This window comes from Leptolyngbya sp. ST-U4 (genome assembly GCF_039962215.1).
GTDB lineage: Bacteria > Cyanobacteriota > Cyanobacteriia > Elainellales > Elainellaceae > Leptolyngbya_A.
Genome location: NZ_JAMPKZ010000002.1, coordinates 63,479 through 84,184, shown reverse-complemented (window position 1 = coordinate 84,184; position 20,706 = coordinate 63,479). Strand labels below are relative to the sequence as shown.

Annotated in this window: 9 protein-coding genes and 1 pseudogene; 7 read left to right on the top strand and 3 right to left on the bottom strand. The window is 48.0% G+C overall.

What is annotated here, in order from left to right; all coding sequences use genetic code 11:
- The first annotated feature begins 327 nt into the window (after positions 1 to 327).
- From NDA02_RS05895 to NDA02_RS05875, 5 genes and pseudogenes are all read left to right on the top strand, one after another.
- The gene (locus NDA02_RS05895; RefSeq protein WP_348254607.1) at positions 328 to 1,269 is read left to right on the top strand and encodes a hypothetical protein; all 942 of its coding nucleotides are present in this window, start codon (positions 328 to 330) and stop codon (positions 1,267 to 1,269) included.
- Between the two features lie 230 nt (positions 1,270 to 1,499).
- Entirely contained in the window at positions 1,500 to 2,480 is a 981-nt protein-coding gene (locus NDA02_RS05890; protein ID WP_190790553.1) for an aldo/keto reductase, read from the top strand.
- A gap of 649 nt (positions 2,481 to 3,129) precedes the next feature.
- Positions 3,130 to 3,461: pseudogene (locus tag NDA02_RS05885) on the top strand (hypothetical protein); the annotation flags it as partial.
- A gap of 67 nt (positions 3,462 to 3,528) precedes the next feature.
- A complete protein-coding gene (gene egtB / locus NDA02_RS05880; RefSeq protein WP_190790281.1) occupies positions 3,529 to 4,779 on the top strand; it encodes an ergothioneine biosynthesis protein EgtB in 1,251 nt (416 codons plus the stop codon).
- A 69-nt stretch (positions 4,780 to 4,848) separates the two neighbouring features.
- Entirely contained in the window at positions 4,849 to 5,349 is a 501-nt protein-coding gene (locus tag NDA02_RS05875; protein ID WP_190790280.1) for a GNAT family N-acetyltransferase, read from the top strand.
- Positions 5,350 to 5,568: 219 nt separating this feature from the next.
- Here the strand turns inward: NDA02_RS05875 and egtD are convergent, their stop codons facing one another.
- Positions 5,569 to 6,555, bottom strand: coding sequence for an L-histidine N(alpha)-methyltransferase (egtD, locus tag NDA02_RS05870; protein WP_190790279.1), 987 nt, complete (start codon positions 6,553 to 6,555; stop codon positions 5,569 to 5,571).
- Positions 6,556 to 7,216: 661 nt separating this feature from the next.
- On the opposite strand from egtD, the gene NDA02_RS05865 reads away from it, so the two are divergent.
- Together NDA02_RS05865 and NDA02_RS05860 are read left to right on the top strand one after the other, a co-directional pair.
- A complete protein-coding gene (locus tag NDA02_RS05865) occupies positions 7,217 to 8,707 on the top strand; it encodes an NAD(P)-binding domain-containing protein (RefSeq protein WP_348254605.1) in 1,491 nt (496 codons plus the stop codon).
- A 126-nt stretch (positions 8,708 to 8,833) separates the two neighbouring features.
- Entirely contained in the window at positions 8,834 to 14,239 is a 5,406-nt protein-coding gene (locus tag NDA02_RS05860; RefSeq protein WP_348254604.1) for an AAA family ATPase, read from the top strand.
- Between the two features lie 618 nt (positions 14,240 to 14,857).
- Here the strand turns inward: NDA02_RS05860 and NDA02_RS05855 are convergent.
- Both NDA02_RS05855 and NDA02_RS05850 read right to left on the bottom strand, forming a co-directional pair.
- A complete protein-coding gene (locus NDA02_RS05855) occupies positions 14,858 to 16,186 on the bottom strand; it encodes a response regulator (RefSeq protein ID WP_190789635.1) in 1,329 nt (442 codons plus the stop codon).
- A gap of 31 nt (positions 16,187 to 16,217) precedes the next feature.
- Positions 16,218 to 20,606, bottom strand: a complete 4,389-nt coding sequence (locus NDA02_RS05850) for a PAS domain S-box protein (RefSeq protein ID WP_348254602.1) — start codon at positions 20,604 to 20,606, stop codon at positions 16,218 to 16,220.
- Positions 20,607 to 20,706 lie beyond the last annotated feature (100 nt).

Genomic DNA, 20,706 nt, shown 5'->3' with positions numbered 1-20,706 from the left:
GTAACCCATCCTGCTGCCGATTGCATTCGCATTAATACAAGCTCCAGTGATATGAGCGTGTTGTCGCCAACATCGCTGCGGCTTGACCTTAACTTCGGGAACCTGGAGTTAAGCTCGATTTCCGGAAGATAATGGTTTTTCCTGATCTGAAATATGCACTGTTATTTCAGGTGCAAATTCGCTCAATTCTAAGTAATCGCATGAGTTGCTAAACCAATACAGCAACTCCTTTAAGTTCTTTTTTAACTCCCAGATTTTCGCTAGAAGCCAGCCGAATTCTGTCATCTAATAAAACTCACAACCTCGATCCATGAGGGAAATGAGGACATGATCTGGGATGCAGTACCTCGACTGTTCAGAATGAGCATTACAACCGGACTGACATTTGCGGCTATTGCAGCGGTTATTCCGGGATTGATGGGATGCTTTATCGCTACGGATGCTTACTTGCGCCAACAGTCTAGACAGCAATTCGAGCGGGAGCAGCAGGCGATCGCAAACACTGCCTTTGCTTTGGAAACAGCAGGAGATTACCAGGGGTGTATTGCTCAGGCAGAGCAAGTGTCATCTAAAGCAAATGTTTACTGGGCAACACAACTCCACCTGAGAAACTGTCAAACCAAGCTTGCAATGTTTCAGCTTGCACAAGCGAGACAAAACGCAGCACAGGGAGAATTTGCTCAGGCGATCGAAGCAGTAAGCCAGATTACAGTGGGTGCAGCCCAATACAATGAGGCACAGCAACTCATCCAGCAATGGTCAGAACGGATTTTAGAAATTGCATGGAGCGAGTACTGGCAGCCGATAGATCAGCTTGATCAGGCTTTGACAATCGCAGGCGCAATTCCGGTGAACAGCCCAATCTACCCCAAGGCGCAGGCACAAATGCAGCAGTGGCGGCAACTCTGGGCTGATAATCACCAGCACTGGTTCACGGCTCACGCAGCCCTGAATCTGGAGCAGTTCGATGTCGCATTAATGCAGGCTCAGCAAATCAAGGAGCATCCCTTCTGGGCCCATAGCCGAAGTTCGCTGATTCAAACGGTGGAAGAAAAACGACTTCAGCAGCAGTACGAAGACATCTGGAACACGGCTGAGCATCTGCTCGCCCAGGGAGAACCCCAAAACGCGATCGACACTGCAACTCAGTTGCCTAACACCTTTCCCTGGGGCGAACGCAAGCGGCAAGTAATCGATCGAGCCGAAGCAAAACGGCGACAAGTCATCCTGTGCCAAAGCCTTTCACTGGGATTGCTCAACTGCTATTAGGTTGCATTCTATTGAACATGCATTACAAGTAAGACCTAGGGGGGCGGTTCAGGTCATCATGATGACTTTTCAAACGTCTCTTAAACAGAAAAGTCGCGCCTCGTTGAGCAATGCTTCCTGGATCAGTCCTGTGGCAGGGTTTCACTCAAGGTAGAAGCAGGATTGTAGAAGGTGCTATATCCTGTAGAGTGCTTGAAACGTTGGAGTCTCCTTTAGGGACAGAATCTTCTATGCAATATATGCGGCTGGGCAATACTGGACTCAAAGTTTCACGCATTTGTCTCGGCACCATGACCTACGGCAGTCCCCAATGGCGGGAATGGGTTTTGCCAGAAGAGGAGAGCCGTCCCTTCATTGCTCGATCGCTGGAAGCAGGCATCAATTTCTTTGACACGGCGGATATGTACTCGCTGGGCGAAAGCGAAGTGATTCTAGGACGGGCATTGAAGGAATTTGCTAAACGGGAACAGGTGGTGATTGCCACCAAAGTGTTTAATCCCATGAGCAACGACCCCAACGATCGCGGTCTGTCGCGCAAACATATCTTCGATAGCATTGATGCGTCACTGCGGCGATTGCAAACGGATTATGTAGATCTGTACCAGATCCATCGCTGGGATAGCGAAACGCCGATCGAAGAAACGCTCGAAGCCCTGCACGATCTGGTGAAACTGGGCAAAGTTCGGTACATTGGTGCATCCAGCATGTATGCCTGGCAGTTTGCCAAAGCCTTGTACCTGGCAGATTTCCACGGCTGGACGCGCTTTGTCTCGATGCAGAATCATTACAACCTGGTGTATCGAGAAGAAGAGCGGGAGATGCTGCCTTTGTGTCGAGCAGAAGGGATTGGTGTCATTCCCTGGAGTCCGCTGGCACGAGGATTTCTGGCAGGCAATCGGCAGAAGGAAACGAAGGGTGAAACCACGCGTGCCAAAACCGATGACTTTGCTCATCAGCTTTACTATCAGGAATCTGATTTTGAAGTGGTGGATCGTGTCGTTCAGTTAGCTCAGGAGCGCGGCGTGACTCCGGCACAAATTGCGCTGGCATGGCTACTGCATCAACCGGGCATCACGGCTCCGATTGTTGGGGCAAGCAAAATGCATCACCTGGAAGATGCGATCGCTGCTCTCGAAATTGAGTTAACCGACGCAGAGTGCCAGCGATTGGAAGAGCCTTACCAACCTCATCCCATCCTAGGACATCGCTAAAAACGAAGGGGCTAGCTTCGTATCCCAGAGCAATGAGTGAGGAATTGGGTTCAGACGTTGAGCACCCAGTGAGAGGGTGGTTGGGAAACCCGATCGAACAAAGCCATCGGGAAATAAAGCAACGTGACGATTCAAGGCTTGGCTTTGAAGTGATTAAAAGCACTAAACGATTTTGTCAAGCACTGGTTATCTCCAAAGCTTATTGCGCCGTGGCTCTAACTTCAGCAGGTCACAAAAAGAAGCATTAAAGATTGCAACGGCTGAAACCGATCGCATCATCCGGCTATTACAGGATTGACTAGATCTGGCAAGAGCCGATAGTGGTCATTTACACTTCCACAAAGAGAAATTTGTTGAAGCGATTTAGTACATGAAATTGCTGAGTTAAGTCAACAATGTATCCATCATTCGACTGAAATTGAAATAAATCTGAATATCTATATCAAAACCAATTGCGATCGTTTGGCACAAATACTTGTGAACTTAATTGATAATGCAGTTCAATCCTCAGAGCCGCAAGCACCAATTATAATAAAGCTCATCCAGGCTGAAACTCAGACCATGATTCAAGTGAACGATTCTGGCTGGCATTCCTCTGGCGCAACAGGCGGGCATCGTTGAGCGTTTTTATCGTTACCCTCTCCAATCTATGAGTTCCTCTATTCTTTTGATTGAAGATGAAGCCAAGCTAGCACGCTTTATTCAGTTGGAGCTAGACTGCGAGGGTTACCAGACCACCGTTGCCCAGTTTAACAGGATTGGAAATCTGCCGTAGACTGCGATCGACTGGCAACAAAGTACCAATCATTCTACAGCCTTGTTCAGGCGATTGAAGTATAAAAAACGGGGTGCAGGGGCTGTGCCTTACGGGAGTGAAAAACGCCGTATTAACTGCAAAGGACGAAGTGGGCGATCGGGTTGTGGGGCTGGATGCAGGAGCGGATGACGATTTGGTAAAGCTTTAGCATTGAAGAATTGTTGATCGACTATAACCAGTATTTGAAAAACTCTACTAAATTAATTGATCTATCTACCTTAGAAGCCGCTAATGTTTATCTCCACCTCACAACAAACTACAACCCAATCCCTGACCTGCTTGTATCAACAGGTGCGCCAGCTTAGTGAACAGATTTGTCAGCCCTTAGCAATCGAAGACTACGGTATTCAAAGTATGCCCGATGTCAGCCCTCCTAAATGGCATCTGGCGCATACAACCTGGTTTTTTGAAACCTTTGTGCTGTTGCCCAACTTGCCCGAATATGAGGTGTTTCATCCCAAGTTTGGCTACTTGTTCAACTCCTACTACGAAGCCATTGGCGTTAGACACCCTCGCTCTGAACGCGGATTGCTCTCTCGTCCCACCGTCGAGGAAATTTATCGCTATCGAGCCTATGTGGATGACGCGATGCGATCGCTCCTCTCGCAGCCTGAATTAGCCCCCCTAATCAAGCTGGGATTGCACCACGAACAGCAGCACCAGGAATTACTGCTTACGGACATTAAACACATCTTCGCGATCAATCCTCTGCGTCCGGTCTATCAGCAGAACCGACTCGCCGCACCGCCTCCGGTCGCTGCACAGGAACAGTGGTTAGATTATCCGGGCGGGCTCTATACGATCGGGCACGACAGCTCAGACTTCGCTTTTGATAATGAATCTCCACGGCATCAGGTTTATCTGCAAGACTACTGGCTGGCAGCGCGGTTAGTCACAAATGGAGAGTATCTGGAATTTATGCAGCATGGCGGCTACAGTAAGCCGGAATATTGGCTGGCAGAAGGGTGGACGATCGCTCAAACGCAACAATGGCAGGCTCCGCTGTACTGGGAGCGGATCGACGGCGACTGGTGGATGATGACGCTGAGTGGAATGCGTCCTGTGAATCCCGATGAGCCAATCTGTCACGTGAGCTATTACGAGGCGGATGCCTACGCCCGCTGGGCTGGGAAACGGCTCCCTACCGAAGCCGAATGGGAAGTGGCTGCAGCTCAAGTTCCAATCCAGGGAAACCTGCTCGAAACGGGGCAGCTTCACCCTATGACTGCGATCGCCAGTACCCGGCCGGATCAGCTCTTTGGCGACGTATGGGAATGGACGCAGAGTGCTTATTTGCCCTATCCCCGCTATCAGCCAGCAGCAGGAGCAGTGGGAGAGTACAATGGCAAGTTTATGTGTAATCAAATGGTGTTGCGGGGCGGATCTTGTGCCACCGCTCACAGCCATATTCGCGCCAGCTATCGCAATTTCTTTCCGCCTTCTACACGCTGGCAGTTTTCCGGGATTCGCTTGTGCGAGTAACGACGCAATACCAGCAATGATGCAATAAATGATGCAACGGATGATCACCCTCAATTCCGTGGAGTTCTCATGATTCGACTCGCAACATCTGATGACACGGCTGCTCTGATTGCCCTGGCAGAGGCAACCGGACTATTCCAGCCAGATCAACTTGATGAGGTTAGCACAATGCTGGGGGATTACTTTGTCAGCCATGACAACAGCGATCGTTTCTGGCTCACTGATGCCGAAGAAAATGACGGACTCCTGGGAATTGCCTACTGTGAAATGGAGCGGATGACCGAAGGGACATGGAATCTACAACTGATTGGGGTTCGACCCGATCGCCAGCGACAGGGACGGGGGGCCGCCCTACTCAATCATGTTGAACAACGGTTAGCAATAGGCGGCGGGCGGATACTGCTCGTCGAAACATCGGGGCTGCCAGACTTCGATCGCACAAGAGCGTTTTATCGGAAGTGCGGCTATGGCGAGGAGGCACGCATCCGCGACTTTTATCAAACGGGTGATGACAAAATCGTTTACCGCAAGGTGCTAGCGGCTTCAATTAATGCTCACCCATCTGTCTAGCGGTTGGGCAAATAAGCCGCGTTTCTTGCCGCCCTTTTCAAAGGTTTCATCGGGTTCCACGACCACCCAATTTCCTGCGTAAGAAATAATGAGGAACTGCCGAACCGCTCCAATTTCTGTCTGAATTTAAAGTCCCCCATTGATGGGAGATTTAGAGGACTGCCCAGCAATGTCAAACTCAACAATTTAGACTCAGTTCAGCAACGCTACTCCAGCAGGTTATTGTCGCTGACACAATAGCAGAGCGAACCACTTCTGAGGATCAGTCCAGATGTGTACTGAGTTGAGCGATCGCTGTTTCAGGTCAACGGTCAGGGTCGGCAAGTCAAACTTACGAGAGATTTCAGTGTGGATCGTTTCTTGTGCATAGAACGAAGTCTGGTAGCCCAATTTCTGCAGCAGCACCTTTTGCGGTTTTAAGCTGATGAGGTGCATCTCAATCTGATGCCGATGAACGTTATAAAATGCGGAATGGGCAAATTGATCAATCGCAAAATTCCCCTGAAAGCGATCGTTGAGATGGTGCAGAATATTCAGGTTAAATTCCGCCGTTATGCCCTGAGCATCGTTGTAGGCAGCTTCCACAATCTCGATCGGCTTTTGCAAATCAACGCCCAGCAAAAAGAAATCCCCCGGCTGCAAGCTCTGTTGAATTTGGGTGAAGAAGCGATCGCACTCCTGCGGATTCAAGTTGCCCAACGTACTGCCCAAGAAAATCAGCATCCGCCGATCGAGCTGTACCGGAGGCAAATTCGATAAAGCCTGCTCATAGGTTCCCACCAAGCCGCACAGATTCAGCGTAGGGTATTGGCGCAGCAGCATGGGTGCAGTATCTTGAAGGATGCCCGCACTAACATCGATCGGGGCATAGTATAACGGATGATTGAGCTGCTGATATGCCTCCAGCAATAAGCGAGTTTTACGAGAGCTGCCACTGCCTAGTTCGACCAGTTCGCAAGCCCCCGTCATCTGCGCGATTTCCAAGGCACAATCTTCCAGAATTGCCTGCTCTGTGCGAGTTGGATAATACTCCGGCAGATCGCAGATTTGCTCAAACAGGGCTGAACCGCGATCGTCATAGAAATATCGGCAGGGCAGAGTTTTCGGAACCTGCTGCAATCCCTGAATTATATCAATGTCATGAACGGCTGCTTCGGTTGGAGCGAGTTCAATCCAGCGAAGACGGGGGCTTTGCTCTATTGGCATACAAGCAATCTCCTGCTCGAATTTGAATAAACTGCGTTTATAGAAAGCGACTGTTTATAAAAAAAGAGGCGGGAACGATAGCCGCGATCGATCGCCTCCTGCGTCCACACGCCCAGGTTAAAATCCTACAGGGGGCTGTAGTCAGTTGCAACGGTTGGAATGCCACGCATTTTGAATCAGGGCGCAGGCTGTCATTAGAACAACAGGCGCAATAATTAACTGAATGGTTCTACCAACGTCTTCAGCACTGATGACCGTTGTTTTTAGCTCACCTTCTGAACACTGCACGCACTGCAACCGAACTGACCGTCAATCCGTTCAAAAGGTCAAACTATGGCACCATACCGCCCTTGACTGGGATGGAAGTCTTGTCTACCGCCACGAATCGTTTGTGGGCTTTAAGTGTGATCGAATGCAGTTGTCCAGTTCTACTGCATACCTCAAGATCCAACGATTGATTAACGATTGATTATTGATTATCGAGGGGTCCACCTCTACACCCTGTTCCTGCCTTATCTCCTCCAGATCTGGGTAGCTTAAGGCGTAGCACACTTGTTTTCTGCAACATACCCATCCGTTCACCCGGTTACTACCTGCTAGCTCAGTGAAGTTTGGTATTCTCAGGGGTAATCACTTCGACGGAGTGGAATCATCAAAAATTATGCAAATTATTTCAGGCGATATCAAAACCGTTGCTATTGTTGGCTCCGGTGTGGCTGGATTAACAGCCGCGAGATTTCTACAAAACGCTGGATTGACTTGCGAGATTTTTGAGAAAAGCCAGAAATTGGGCGGAGTATGGGCGGCAGGATATCACGCCTTTGGGCTGCAAGTTCCCCGTTCGTTCTATGAATTTCCTGACTATCCCATGCCCGAAAACTATCCTAATTTGCCATCAGGTGAGCAAGTTTGGGCCTATCTAGAAGATTACGCCCATCATTTCCAAATTTTCGACAAAATTCGTTTCAACTGTATCGTTAAGCAGCTTGAACCAATTCCTGAAAATCGCTGGATTTTGCACTACGCGAATCAAGATACCGGGGAAACAATTCAAAAAGAGTTTGATTTTGTGGTTGTTTCTACTGGGCTTTACTCTAACCCCTATATTCCTCCGATTCCTAACCGAGAAGTTTTTTCTGGCAAGGTTTTGCACTCCTCAGGCTATCAATCACCTGACCTGCTGAAGGATCGCAGAGTCGTAGTCGTGGGATTTGGCAAGAGTGCCTTAGACATTGCCACCGATGCTGTGCAATGGGCAACAGATGTCACTTTAGTTTTCCGTAATGCTTACTGGCCCGTTCCCCTGCGGGTGTTGGGACTGATTGACTTTAGAGTGATTTTCTTAAATCGTTTAATCGGTGGATTTTTACCGCTCTATCAACGTCCCTACAAGTGGGAGAAAAATTTCCACAAATATTTTTCCGGGCTGATTTGGGGCTTCTGGCGGTTTGTAGAACTTTTATTGCAGTTGCAGTATTCACTGAAGGAATCCAACTCTACCCCATCTCATCCGGCTGAATCAGGGGTGTTCGCGCATGGTTTTATCCCACGAAACGAAACCTACAAATTGATGCGTCAAGGCGCGATTCAAGTGCAACGTACCACGATCGAGCAATTTACACCCAGTGGCTTAGATTTGGCAAACGGGGTTCACTTGGAGAGTGATGTTGTCATCTTTGGCACGGGTTGGCAGCCCAACTACAGCTTTTTGCCGGCAGCATTTCAATCCACCGTGGATGAGGATGGAGCTTATCTTTACCGCCATATAATTCACCCTGACTTACCGGGTTTGGCATTTATCGGCTGGGCTTCGACATTTTCCAATTCGCTCACGACCCACTTAGAGGTTATCTGGTTAATTCATTTGCTCAAGGGCAAGATTCAACTGCCTGAGCCTGAGGTGATGTGGCAGGAGATTTCCCAAATGAAACATTGGAAACGGAGCTTTATCCCGCCTGTTGCTGGACGCGGTTCGCTGCTGCAAACGCACATGTGGCATTATCACGATGAATTGCTGGGTGATCTCTCGATTAATCCGTACCGCAAGTCTAATCCGATCACTGAATGGCTTCAGGATTATCGCCCGGCTGATTACCGTGATCTCGTGACGGAGATGGCTTCTTTGACGTGGGAAAGCCAGGTAAAGCCATGATGCTGAGAGATTAACATTGCCAGTTCATGACTACCCTCCTTTAAGCAGTAATATTGCTGCCACCGCAATATTTTTCTTTAGCGATGGGCATACTACAGAACGACTTCTTGCCCTGAGGACTAGAACATGGATGCGATCGCTAATCTGTCTGGCTATGCCATCAGCGAACTACTCTACTCAGGTTCTCGAACTCTGGTTTATCGGGGGGTTCGGGAGGGCGATCAACATCCAGTCGTCATCAAATTGCTGCGGAATCCATTTCCTAGCCTCAGTGAACTCGTACAGTTCCGCAATCAATATACGATCGCCAAAAATCTCGATCTGCCTGGCATCATCCAACCATTGGCTCTGGAGTTTCATGAAAATGCCTATGCGCTGGTGATGGAGGATTTTGGTGCGGTCTCGCTTTCAGAATATCGAAAAACAGAAGGAGAAGGACAACAGGAAGAAGGCTTGTCTAGCTTCTCGTTGCCAAATTTTCTCTCCATTGCACTGCAACTATCCGTGATCTTGGATGGACTGTCTCGTTACCGAGTGATCCACAAAGACATCAAACCCGCCAATATCCTGATTCATCCCATCAGCAAACAGGTTAAGCTGATTGACTTCAGCATCGCCTCGCTGCTACCCCGTGAAAGTCAGGAAATTCAGAATCCTAATATGCTGGAGGGCACCCTTGCTTACCTGTCTCCAGAGCAGACAGGACGGATGAACCGGGGAATTGACTACCGCAGCGATTTATACTCCCTCGGTGTCACGTTTTACGAACTGCTGACGGGGCAGTTGCCTTTTGTATCTGCTGACCTGATGGAGCTAGTGCATTGTCATTTAGCGAAGCAGCCCATTCCGCCGCATCAACTAGGTAAGGGGGCAGAGGAGATTCCAGAAGTCCTCTCCCAGATTGTGATCAAGTTGATGGCGAAGAATGCCGAAGACCGCTACCAGAGCGCATTGGGACTGAAGCATGATTTAGAAACTTGTCTCTTTCAGTGGAAAGAAACGGGCAAAATTAAGCCGTTTGAGTTAGGTGAGCGCGATGTATGCGATCGCTTCCTGATTTCTGAAAAGCTTTACGGTCGGCAAACAGAAGTAGAAACGCTCCTGGCTGCCTTTGAACGAGTCAGCACGGGCAGCACCGAAATGATCTTGGTCGCTGGCTTCTCCGGTATTGGCAAAACGGCGGTCGTGAATGAAGTTCATAAGCCGATCGTGCGTCAGCGGGGCTATTTCATCAAAGGCAAATATGACCAGTTCCAGCGCAATATTCCTTTTTCGGCCTTTGTTCAGGCGTTTCGCGATCTCATGGGGCAGCTACTCAGTGAGAGTGATGCTCAGATCGAGCAGTGGAAAACCAAGATTTTGGCTGCAATTGGCGAAAACGGCAAAGTGCTGATTGAAGTGATTCCAGAACTGGAGCATATCATCGGTGAACAGCCTGCTGTTCCAGAACTTTCTGGCAGTGCTGCGCAGAACCGCTTTAACTTAGTGTTTCAGAAGTTTGTGCAGGTCTTCACGATCGCCGATCATCCATTAGTGTTGTTTTTGGATGATTTGCAGTGGGCAGATTCGGCATCGCTCAAGCTGATGCAACTGCTGATGCAAGATACAGGTCATTTGCTAGTTATTGGTGCCTATCGAGATAACGAAGTCTCCCCCGTGCATCCGTTCATGGTGACGATCGATGCGATTCAGCAAACAGGGGCAACGGTGAATACGATGACACTAAAACCGTTGAGCCGCTTTGATGTCAATCAATTGATTGCCGATACGCTGAGTTGTGAGCTAGCAATTGCCGAACCGCTAACAGAATTAGTGGATCAAAAAACGCAAGGAAATCCCTTTTTCACGACCCAGTTTCTCAAGGCGTTACATGCCGAAAAGCTGATTACCTTTAACTTAGAGGCTCGGCATTGGCAGTGTGATATTGCTCAGGTCAGAGCGGCTGCCTTGACGAATGATGTGGTTGAGTTTATGGCACTTCAGCTACAGAAGCTGCCTCCTGAAACGCAGGAAGTCTTAAAACTAGCTGCCTGTATTGGTGCCCAGTTTGATCTCAATACATTGGCGATCGTTTTAGAAAAATCCCAGACAGAAACTGCAACCGATCTCTGGAAAGCGTTGCAAGAAGGGTTTATTCTTCCCACGACTGAAATCTACAAGTTTTTTACTGCTACCGAGCAGTTTTCATTGACTACACCCGTAACTGAATCTGTTGCCAACCCTCTTTACAGATTTCTGCACGATCGCGTGCAACAAGCTGCTTATTCCCTGATTCCTGAATCGCAAAAGCAACAGACTCATTTGAAGGTTGGGCAATTATTGCTGAATTCGCTCGATGCAGCAGGAGTGGAAGAAAAGATTTTTGATATTGTGAATCACTTCAACATTGCGGTTGATCTGATTGCAGATCGAGCAGAACAAGAGCAGCTTGCTCAGTTGAACCTGACAGCGGGACGCAAGGCAAAGGCATCAACTGCTTATGAACCTGCGCTCAAATATTTGCGCCAGGGAATCAAGCTACTCGCTCAGGATAGTTGGGCTGTGCAATACCCATTGACGCTGGATTTGTATGTGCAGACTGTTGAATTAGAGTATCTCAATACTAACTTTCCAGAAGCACAAGCACTGTCTGAGGTTGTTTTAGAACATGCTCAAACGCTACTCGATAAAACACGAGTGTATGAGCTAAAAGTGCAATTTTACAACGCCCAAAACCAGATGGTGAAGGGAGTTGAACTGGGTTTGGATGTGGTTAAACAGTTGGGCGTTTCCCTTTACCAACTGCCTGAAAATCCAGACGGATGGACGAAGTTGCCGAGCTTAGCAGATTTAGATCAGATGCCAACGATGAGCGATCCTCACAAGCTAGCAGCCTTGCGGTTGTTGATGGTAATCAATCCTGCGGCATTTGTCACCTCGTTTACGACCTATGCTCAGGTGATTCTAACGATGGTCAATCTGTGCCTTGAGCATGGCAACTCCGGGGTGGCGGCGATCGCCTATGGTCACTATGGCTTAATTCTCTGCGGCATGGGCGATATTGATGCAGGCTATCACTCTGGGCAACTTGCCTTGAAACTCCTGGAAAAATTTAGAGCGAATGAATTTAAGAGCAACGTTTACTGTCTGTTTAATGGCTTTACTCGACATTGGAAAGAACATGCCAAATACTGCTTGCTCCCCTTATTAGAAGGAATCCAGAGTGGGCTAGAAACAGGTGATATTGAATTCGCAGGTTACAACACATTTTTGTATTGCGACAAAGCGTTTAGCATTGGTCAATATCTGGAAACGATTGAACAAAAGCAGCGATTACATATCGATCTAATGGTGAAATTCAAACAAGAATTTACCATTTATCACGATAAGGTTTGGCATCAGTTAATTTTGAATTTTCAGGGATTGTCTCCAGAGCCAATTCGGTTAATTGGCGAGAGCTTCGATGAAACCGAAATGTTGGCGCATCTCAAAGCAACAAACAACGGTATGTCCCTATTTACCGCTTATGTTGCCAAAACAATGCTGGCTTACCATTTCGGAGACTATGCTCAGTCCTTACAGCATGCAATCACTGCGGTAGACTACGCGGGCGGTGGTACAGGAACCCTGGCTTCGGCAACTCATAACCTGTATCACTCCCTTGCGCTCCTGGCGTTGTATCCTGATGCTCCATTGTTGGAGCAGGAACAATATTTAGAGAAGGTAGCAGCCCATCAACAGGTGGTGCAGAAATGGGCACAATATGCGCCGATGAATCACTTACACAAATACTATCTGGTTGAAGCCGAGCGTCATCGGGTGTTAGGCAACTATGCAGAAGCGATCGCCCATTACGATCGGGCTATCAGCCTTGCGAATGAAAACGAATACGTGAACGAAGAAGCATTGGCAAACGAACTTGCCGCGAAGTTCTATTTGGCATGGGGTAAAGAAAAAGTCGCCCAGTCCTACATCATCGATGCTTATTATGCCTATGGTCGCTGGGGTGCTAAAGCGAAAGTCGATGCTTTAGAACAGCAATACCCCAAATTACTAACCCTGATTCTGCAACAACGGCAGCAAAGCTTCACTTCGACTGAGACGATTATATTACACACCGTTAGCACCTCTACCTCTGACAGCACCAGTCTCTCAGCAGCACTTGACTTGGGAAGTATCCTCAAAGCCTCTCAAGCTCTCTCTAGTGAAATTGAGTTAGAAAAGCTCCTTTCTGCCCTACTCCAGGTTGTGATGGAAAATGCCGGAGCCGACAGAAGTGTATTGCTACTACCTAAAAACGATCAGTGGGTGATCGAGGCGATCGCTCAAATCGGACAGCCTTCCATCATCCTAAAATCCCTTCCGCTTGACACCAGTCAGGCAATTCCAACTTCTGTTATCAACAGGGTTAGGCATACCTTGCAGTCCCTGGTCATCAATCAGGCTGTTGCCCATCCCACCTTTGCGGGAGACCCTTATTTCCTGAAACAGCTTCCCCAGAGCGTTTTATGTACTCCGATTTTCAATCAAAGCAGATTAATCGGGATTTTATATCTAGAAAACCATCTAACGGCGGGGGCGTTCACAGGCGATCGCATTGAAGTACTCAATCTCCTTTGTGCCCAGGCCGCTATCTCCCTGGAAAACGCTCGGCTTTACCAGCAAGCCCAACAGGCGTTGACCGATCTGCAACAAGCCCAACTGCAAATTGTGCAAGGTGAGAAGATGTCTGCTTTAGGGAATCTCGTGACAGGGGTGGCTCACGAAATCAATAACCCTGTCGGCTTCCTAAGCGGCAATATTAAGCCCGCTTTAGGATACATTCAAGATCTCTTTGGGTTGATCGATCTCTATCAACAAAAGTTTCCTAATCCAGATCTAGACATTCAGAATAAGATTGAAGCGATCGACCTAAACTACATCCGTAAAGACTTACCCGCCGCCATTGGTTCTATGCGGGAAGGCGTGAAGCGGGTTCAAGACATTAGTACCAGCCTCAGAACCTTTTCTCGTGCTGACAGCGATCGCCCCATTGCCTTTAATATTCACGATGGCTTAGACAGCACCATTCTGATTCTTAAACATCGCCTCAAAGCCAACGAAACTCGCCCTGAAATTGAAGTGATCAAAGAATACGGTCAGTTGCCTTTGGTTCAGTGCTTTGCCGGACAACTGAATCAGGTATTTATGAATCTCCTCAGTAACGCGATCGATGCGATCGAGGATTCCAATCAAGGGCGCAGCTTTACCGAGATCGAAGCCAATCGCAATCAAATTGCCATTCGCACGTCTATAACTGAAGATGGTCAGCAGGCTGTGATTCGGATTCAAGATAATGGTATAGGCATGTCTGATGAAGTCAAACAGAAGATGTTTGACCATTTGTTCACCACCAAGGCAGTGGGGAAAGGAACCGGATTAGGAATGGCGATCGTGCGTTCGATCGTCGTTGAGAAACATGCTGGCACCCTAGAAGTCAATTCAACACTGGGTCAAGGAGCAGAGTTAGTCGTTACGCTTCCGGTGCAAGCAACCGTTGCAACGCACGTATAACCCTACTCACCAGAGTACTTAATCGTGAACAGTTGAATGGGCTATATCAAAATCAAGGGGGCGTGGAAGTATCTGTATCGAGCCATGCATTTAGAAGGCAATACCTTCGGCTAGATGCGGAGTGCAAAGCGGGATAGCAAGGCAGCGGCAGGGGTTTCCCGCTAGGGTTTGCAAGGGCAGCACACTGCTGCTCTAGGAGTTATAACTCTCAATGCAAATGCGGCTTATCCAGTCGCGGGAAGCTTTACTTAGCTGAAGCCACCGAGACGTTGAAAGCCGATGAGATAAATGCCCAGGATACTGAATTACGGCAAAGCAAATACTTGAATGACATCATTAAGCGGGAGCATCAAAGCATCAAGCGCATTATGAAGCCGATGATGGAATTGAAAACGTGAATCCTGCAAGAAGCGCGTTGAGCAAGACTGAAGCGATGAATAAGCTTCGCAAAGGACAAGTGCAGAGAATTGACCCAGGGAGTAGTGTGTCTGAAGCCAAAGTTATCGAGGCTATCTTTGGAATTGCTGCTGAGTGCAACACGAATGGTACGAATCTTCGTTAATAGAAAATTTTTGCATCACAACCACACCTGATAGTGTCGCATCAAACCGCAAGAGGTCAAGCTGCAAGAGAGATTTGTTGTTGCATTGGAATTTCGATGACAAATTCTGTACCCTGTTGTGGTGCTGATTGGCAGTAGAGTTTTCCCCCGTGCTTCTCTACTACAATCTCATAGCTAATTGACAATCCTAATCCAGTCCCTTTACCTACTGGTTTTGTTGTGAAGAAGGGGTCAAATAACTTTGCTTTTACGTCTTCATCAACACCGAAACCATTGTCAGCAATCCGAATCGCAATCCAGTTAGTGCCGATAACCTCAGTGCTAATTTGAATTCTACCGGGTTGTTTAATGCTATCTTCAAAGGTTCGGTGCTGGTTGTATTCCTCTAACGCATCAATCGCATTGGACAGAATGTTCATGAATACTTGATTCAGTTGACCAGCGTAACATTCAATGGGTGGAAGTTGACTATAATCTTTAACAATTTCGATCGCAGCGTGTTCTGGTGTCGGCTTCAATCGATGATGCAAAATCGTCAGGGTACTATCAATTCCCTCATGGATGTCTACGACCTTAACGTCAGTTTCATCGACGCGGGAGAAGATTCGCATCGATTTGACAATTTCATGAATGCGTTGTGCGCCAAGAGTGATTGAATTGAAAAGCTTTTGCAGATCATTCTGGATGAAATCGAGGTCGATCGCTTCCTTTTCTGCCTGAATGCAAGGAGTAGGATTGGGATATTCTGTTTGGTACAGATTCAGAAGCCCCATAACATCCTCAATATAGTCTTTGGCATGGGTGAGGTTGCCATAAATAAAATTCACTGGGTTGTTGATTTCATGGGCGATCCCAGCTGCCAGTTGCCCTAGACCTGACATTTTCTCGCTCTGAATCAGTTGAAGCTGCATCTGTTGCAATTCAGAGTAGGCTTTGCCCACTTCTACAACTTTTTGCTCTAACAGGGCATTTTTCTCTTCCAGTTTCTCAGTCAGGTCATTTAGCTTTAAGTGCAGCTTGATGCGAGCTAACACTTCTTCTTGCTGGAAGGGTTTTGTGATGTAGTCTACGGCTCCAAGTTGAAATCCTTCAACTTTATTTGCGGTGTCAGAGAGGGCTGTCATGAAGATAACGGGAATATCTTTGGTCTCTAGATTTGCCTTAAGTTGGCGGCAGGTCTCAAACCCATCAATTTCCGGCATCATCACATCAAGCAAGATCAGGCTGGGTAAAGCATATTTCACCCGTTCCAGAGCAATTTTGCCTGATTGCGCTACCCAAACTTCTAATCCTGCTTGATCCAGCGTATCAGACAGAACACCTAAGTTCGCAGGAACATCATCAACAATTAGAACGGTGGCATTTTGATCAAAGGTGGAGTTCATAATTTTTACTGCTGGGCTGATTAAAGGGTTCTTACCGGTAGGATTGAATAAGTGCTAGGATTTCCTGGTCTTGAAATCCTTTTGCCAGTTGATGCAGTTTTTTGGCAAAGGGGCTGTATTTTTGATCCATCTGTTCAAGCAGGGCTGCCTGCTTCAAAATTCCTTTAAAGCTGCCCTTCATAGCTAATTCATACAGCGTTTCTAGTTCTGATGCGGGGGGGGCAATGAGTTCTGCCTTGTCCATCACTGGGCTAATCGAAGACTGCTGCTCTTCGTAGAGCCATTCCAGTTGCAAATGTTTTTGCAATTTCTGGAGTAATTCTGCTGCCAGTACAGGTTTGGGTAGAAAATCATCGCCACCTGCTTCGATGCTACGGTACTGATCTGTCTCAAACACGCTGGCGGACGAAACAATAATGATCTTGTCTTTAAGCGTTTCTGATCCTCGAATCTGTTTAATCAACTCAAAGCCATCCATATGAGGCATCATTAGATCCGTGATCATTAAGTCTGGCTGAAATTCTACCGCTCTCTGCCAGCCCTCCTGCCCAGTGGCAGCTTCAACGACGTCAAAGCCGATCGGACTAAGCAACTTAGAAATGACAGAGCGGTTTTCCCATTTGTCATCGACGACTAAAATCCTGGGCTTGCAGTTCTTAATGCCAATAATTTGCCCATGGCGATCGGCTTGAGCCGTTTTGACCCACTCTGCTGCTTCAGGCAAGTTGACATCGAACCAGAAAATACTGCCAACGCCAATCTCACTTTGAACCTGGATTGTGCTTCCCATCAATTCCACAATCTCCTGGCTAATTGCCAGTCCCAAACCCGTTCCCTCTGATTGTCGTTTGGCATCACTCACCTGCTCAAACGGTTGAAAGATTGCCTGGAGTTTGTCCTGCGGAATACCAATGCCCGTATCGCGGACTTCAAAGCGAATTTTTCCCTCACTGGCAAAGCTGATTGTGAGGGTGACACTGCCTGCATCGGTAAATTTAATGGCATTACTCAACAGGTTGATCAAGACTTGCCGCAGGCGTTTTTCATCAGCCCGGATACCGAGCGGCAGTTCAGGAGCCGATTCATACCGAAATTGAATCCCCTTCAGTTCAGCGCGAATGCGGCACATCTCAGCCACCCCTTGCAGAAATGCCGGGAGGTGAAAATCGGTGGGCAACAATTCCGTCTTCCGCGCTTCAATTTTTGACAGATCCAGAATGTCATTGATTAAGGTCAGCAAATGCGAGCCGCACTGGTGAATCACCTCAACCCGCGATCGATCTTCTTCATTCAGACTTTTGGCACGTTGAAGAATTTGGGCATAGCCGATGACCCCATTAAGCGGAGTCCGCAGCTCGTGGCTCATGTTCGCCAGGAATTCACTTTTTGCCCGATTCGCCGCCTCCGCTGCTTCTTTAGTTTGTTCAAGTGCGATCTCCGCTTGTTTGCGCTCTGTAATGTCAGTTGAAATACCGCAAATCGCATAGGGAGAACCGTCGGGAGCTAGAAGTGGAAATTTGAGAGATAGATAGGTATGCAGCCCGTCATCATGTGGGGCAACTTCCTCCCATTGCATTGCGGTTCCTGCTTCCAACACCTTCTGGTCGTTGGCATCAAAAATATCTGCTAGTTCTGAATCAAACAGATCGCAATTTCGCTTGCCAACGATCTCAGCTTTACTGCGATGAAACAGGGATTCAAATTGACGATTGACGGTAATGAATTGTCCTTGAGGATCTTTCATGTAGAAGACCGCAGGCGAATTATCGAGAATCGCTTGAAGGCGTTCTTCACTTTGGCGTAGAGCAATTTCTGCTTCTTTGCGTTGAGTGATGTCACTATTGATTTCTAATTGGGCAAAGGGTTGCCCAGCGGCATCGCGTTGCAGCGTCCAACGGCTTGCCACAATAATGGGCTGTCCGTCACAAGTGATATGCTGTAGTTCGCCTTCCCAGCTTCCCTGCTCTAAAAACTCTGCTAGAACTTCTTCTAACGGCTTTGGAAAAGTGGTTTGTAAGAACGTATGAATATACTCACCAATGACTTCTGCTTTCGTCCAACCGTAGAGGTTCTCCGCGCCCTGATTCCAGTACACGATTCGATCGCTCATATCCCGAATGATGATACTGTCGCTGGCTAGATCCAGCATGTCTAGCGTCTGGCGGAGCTTCTGCTCTGCTTGCTTCCGTTCGGTAATAATCTCGGTAAACATGATGACGCCACCCACGTCTCCTTCTCTATACCAGGGGTGGATTGCCCATCGCACCCAGTCTAATGAGCCATCAGTCCGGGGGAATGGGTCTTCTTCGCGCCTTTCTACTACACCACTTAAACAACGTTGATGGATTTGCCTCCACTCATCGGTAATTTCAGGAAAGATTTCATAGTGAGAGCGTCCGACAATGTCTTCAGCTTGCAGGTTATAGTCTTGCAGCCATTGCCGACTGGCAATCAGGTAGCGCATTTCCTGATCAAACATAACGACTGCAATCGGCGTGTGTTCTATAAATTGCCGTAACTGTTCTTCCCGCTCCTTGAGCGCAGCTTCTGCTTGTTTGCGATCGTGGATATCAGTGCAGGTACCCACCCATTCACGGATGCTGCCATCTTGATTCAGAACCGGAACGCCCCGGATCAAAAAATAGCGGTAGTTTCCATCCGCTGCCCGGATGCGATATTCGGTTTCATACAAACTCTTTGTCTGTACGGACTGCATCCAAACCTGAATCGTTCGTTCTCGGTCATCCGGATGAATGGCATCTAACCAACCGAAGCCAGCAAACTCAGCTTCAGTCTGTCCGGTAAAAGCTCTCCAGGCGGGATTAGGTGCAATGCGCCCTTCTACATCTGCCATCCAAACAATTTGGGAAGTTGCGCTTATCAGAGAGCGATATCGTTCTTCACTTTGTCTGAGGGCATTCTCTGCTTGTTTGCGATCGCTGACATCACGGCAAACCACTACACCGCCTTTTAACTGACCAGACTCATCTCTCAACGGTCTGGCATTAGCAAGTACCCACCGACCCTGGGGTGCCTGGGCATGGCGAACAAAGAATTCAACATCTTTCGGCTCCTCACCCCGGATTGCCCGTACTAGAGGCAGTTCATCTGCCGGAAAGGGCGTTACCCGATCGGGCAGGAACACACCATATTGCTGCGACCATTCATCCTTGCTGGTGGCAGTTGCTCCATTGCCAAACATTTGCTCGGCCGCTGGGTTGAAGACCAGAAACTGTCCTTGCTCGTTGGCAACAACAATCCCGTCACTCATTGAATCGAGGATGAGCTGCAGCAGGTTGGTTTGCTCTTGCAGTGCCGCTTCGGTTTGTTTGCGATCGTAAATATCAGTACAGGTTCCGATCCACTCATGAATACTGCCATTTTTTGCGGGCACCGGAACTCCGCGTACCCAGAAATATCGATAATGCCCTTCCACTGATCGAAGACGATATTCAGCTTCATATAAGCTCTTTGCTTCAACAGCCTGTGACCATCGTTGAGCAGCCTGTTCTCGATCATGGGGATGAACCGCGTTCAACCAGCCAAAGTTCCGGTACTCTTCAAAGGTTTGTCCGGTATACGCTCTCCAACTGGGAGAATCTTCTAATACCCGCCCATCTGAAGCAGTTGTCCAAACAATTTGAGACGTTGCAGTGGTGAGAGAGCAAAATCGTGCTTCACTCTTGCGCTGTTCTTCTGCCTGCTGCCGTCGAATATCTATTTCGCCTAATGCTCTCGCATTCACCCAGATCACAACCGCAAACACGATGATGGTCAGCACGGCAGAGAGTGATAAACCCACTTCACTGCTATACAGTTGAGCACGATAGCCCACTAGAATGATTCCACTCAAGAGGGGGGGGATTCCAATGGCAGTAAGAAGCAACCGCCTTGCCATGATACCGCCCGCATGCTGACTGGTAATCATGCTCATAATTCCTTGATCTGGATGCAGGCAAAAGATGCCAGCGCATAGAAGGATGAACGCGATCGCCGTATGAACTGCCATCTTGGTGTATGAGCCAAAGCCATAAAACTCTTGGATGCCATAGATGTAGCCAAGCAAACCCAGGAGGGAGAGCAAAAATGCAATGCCAGTAAATGTTTGGATACCGGGTTGAAACGATCGTGGCTTGCTTAATAGCAATAGAGCAGACCCTAGCAACAAAAAGTTTAGGGCAGTGTTAACAGCCATCCGCCCTGGAGCAGAAGTTGCTACAGCTGTTGCTGACTCTTGAAACAGAAGTTGGTCAATTCCCAGATTTATTGCAAAGCCATATTGAATTAGAGTCAGGAGCGCAATACCCAAAACGATTGCAGCAAAAATCTGGGCATAACGAGCAGATCGTCGTGTACGTTTACAAAGTTGCCATAGGGCACTGCCACTGAGAATAAAACATAGGGCAGCGTTCGCTTTCATCGTCACCCATATTGGCAGGATGCTCTTCAATGCTGGGATATTGAAGAACCAACCCAGAAGAACAACACAACCAATCAGGATTACAAGGACGCTTGCTCTC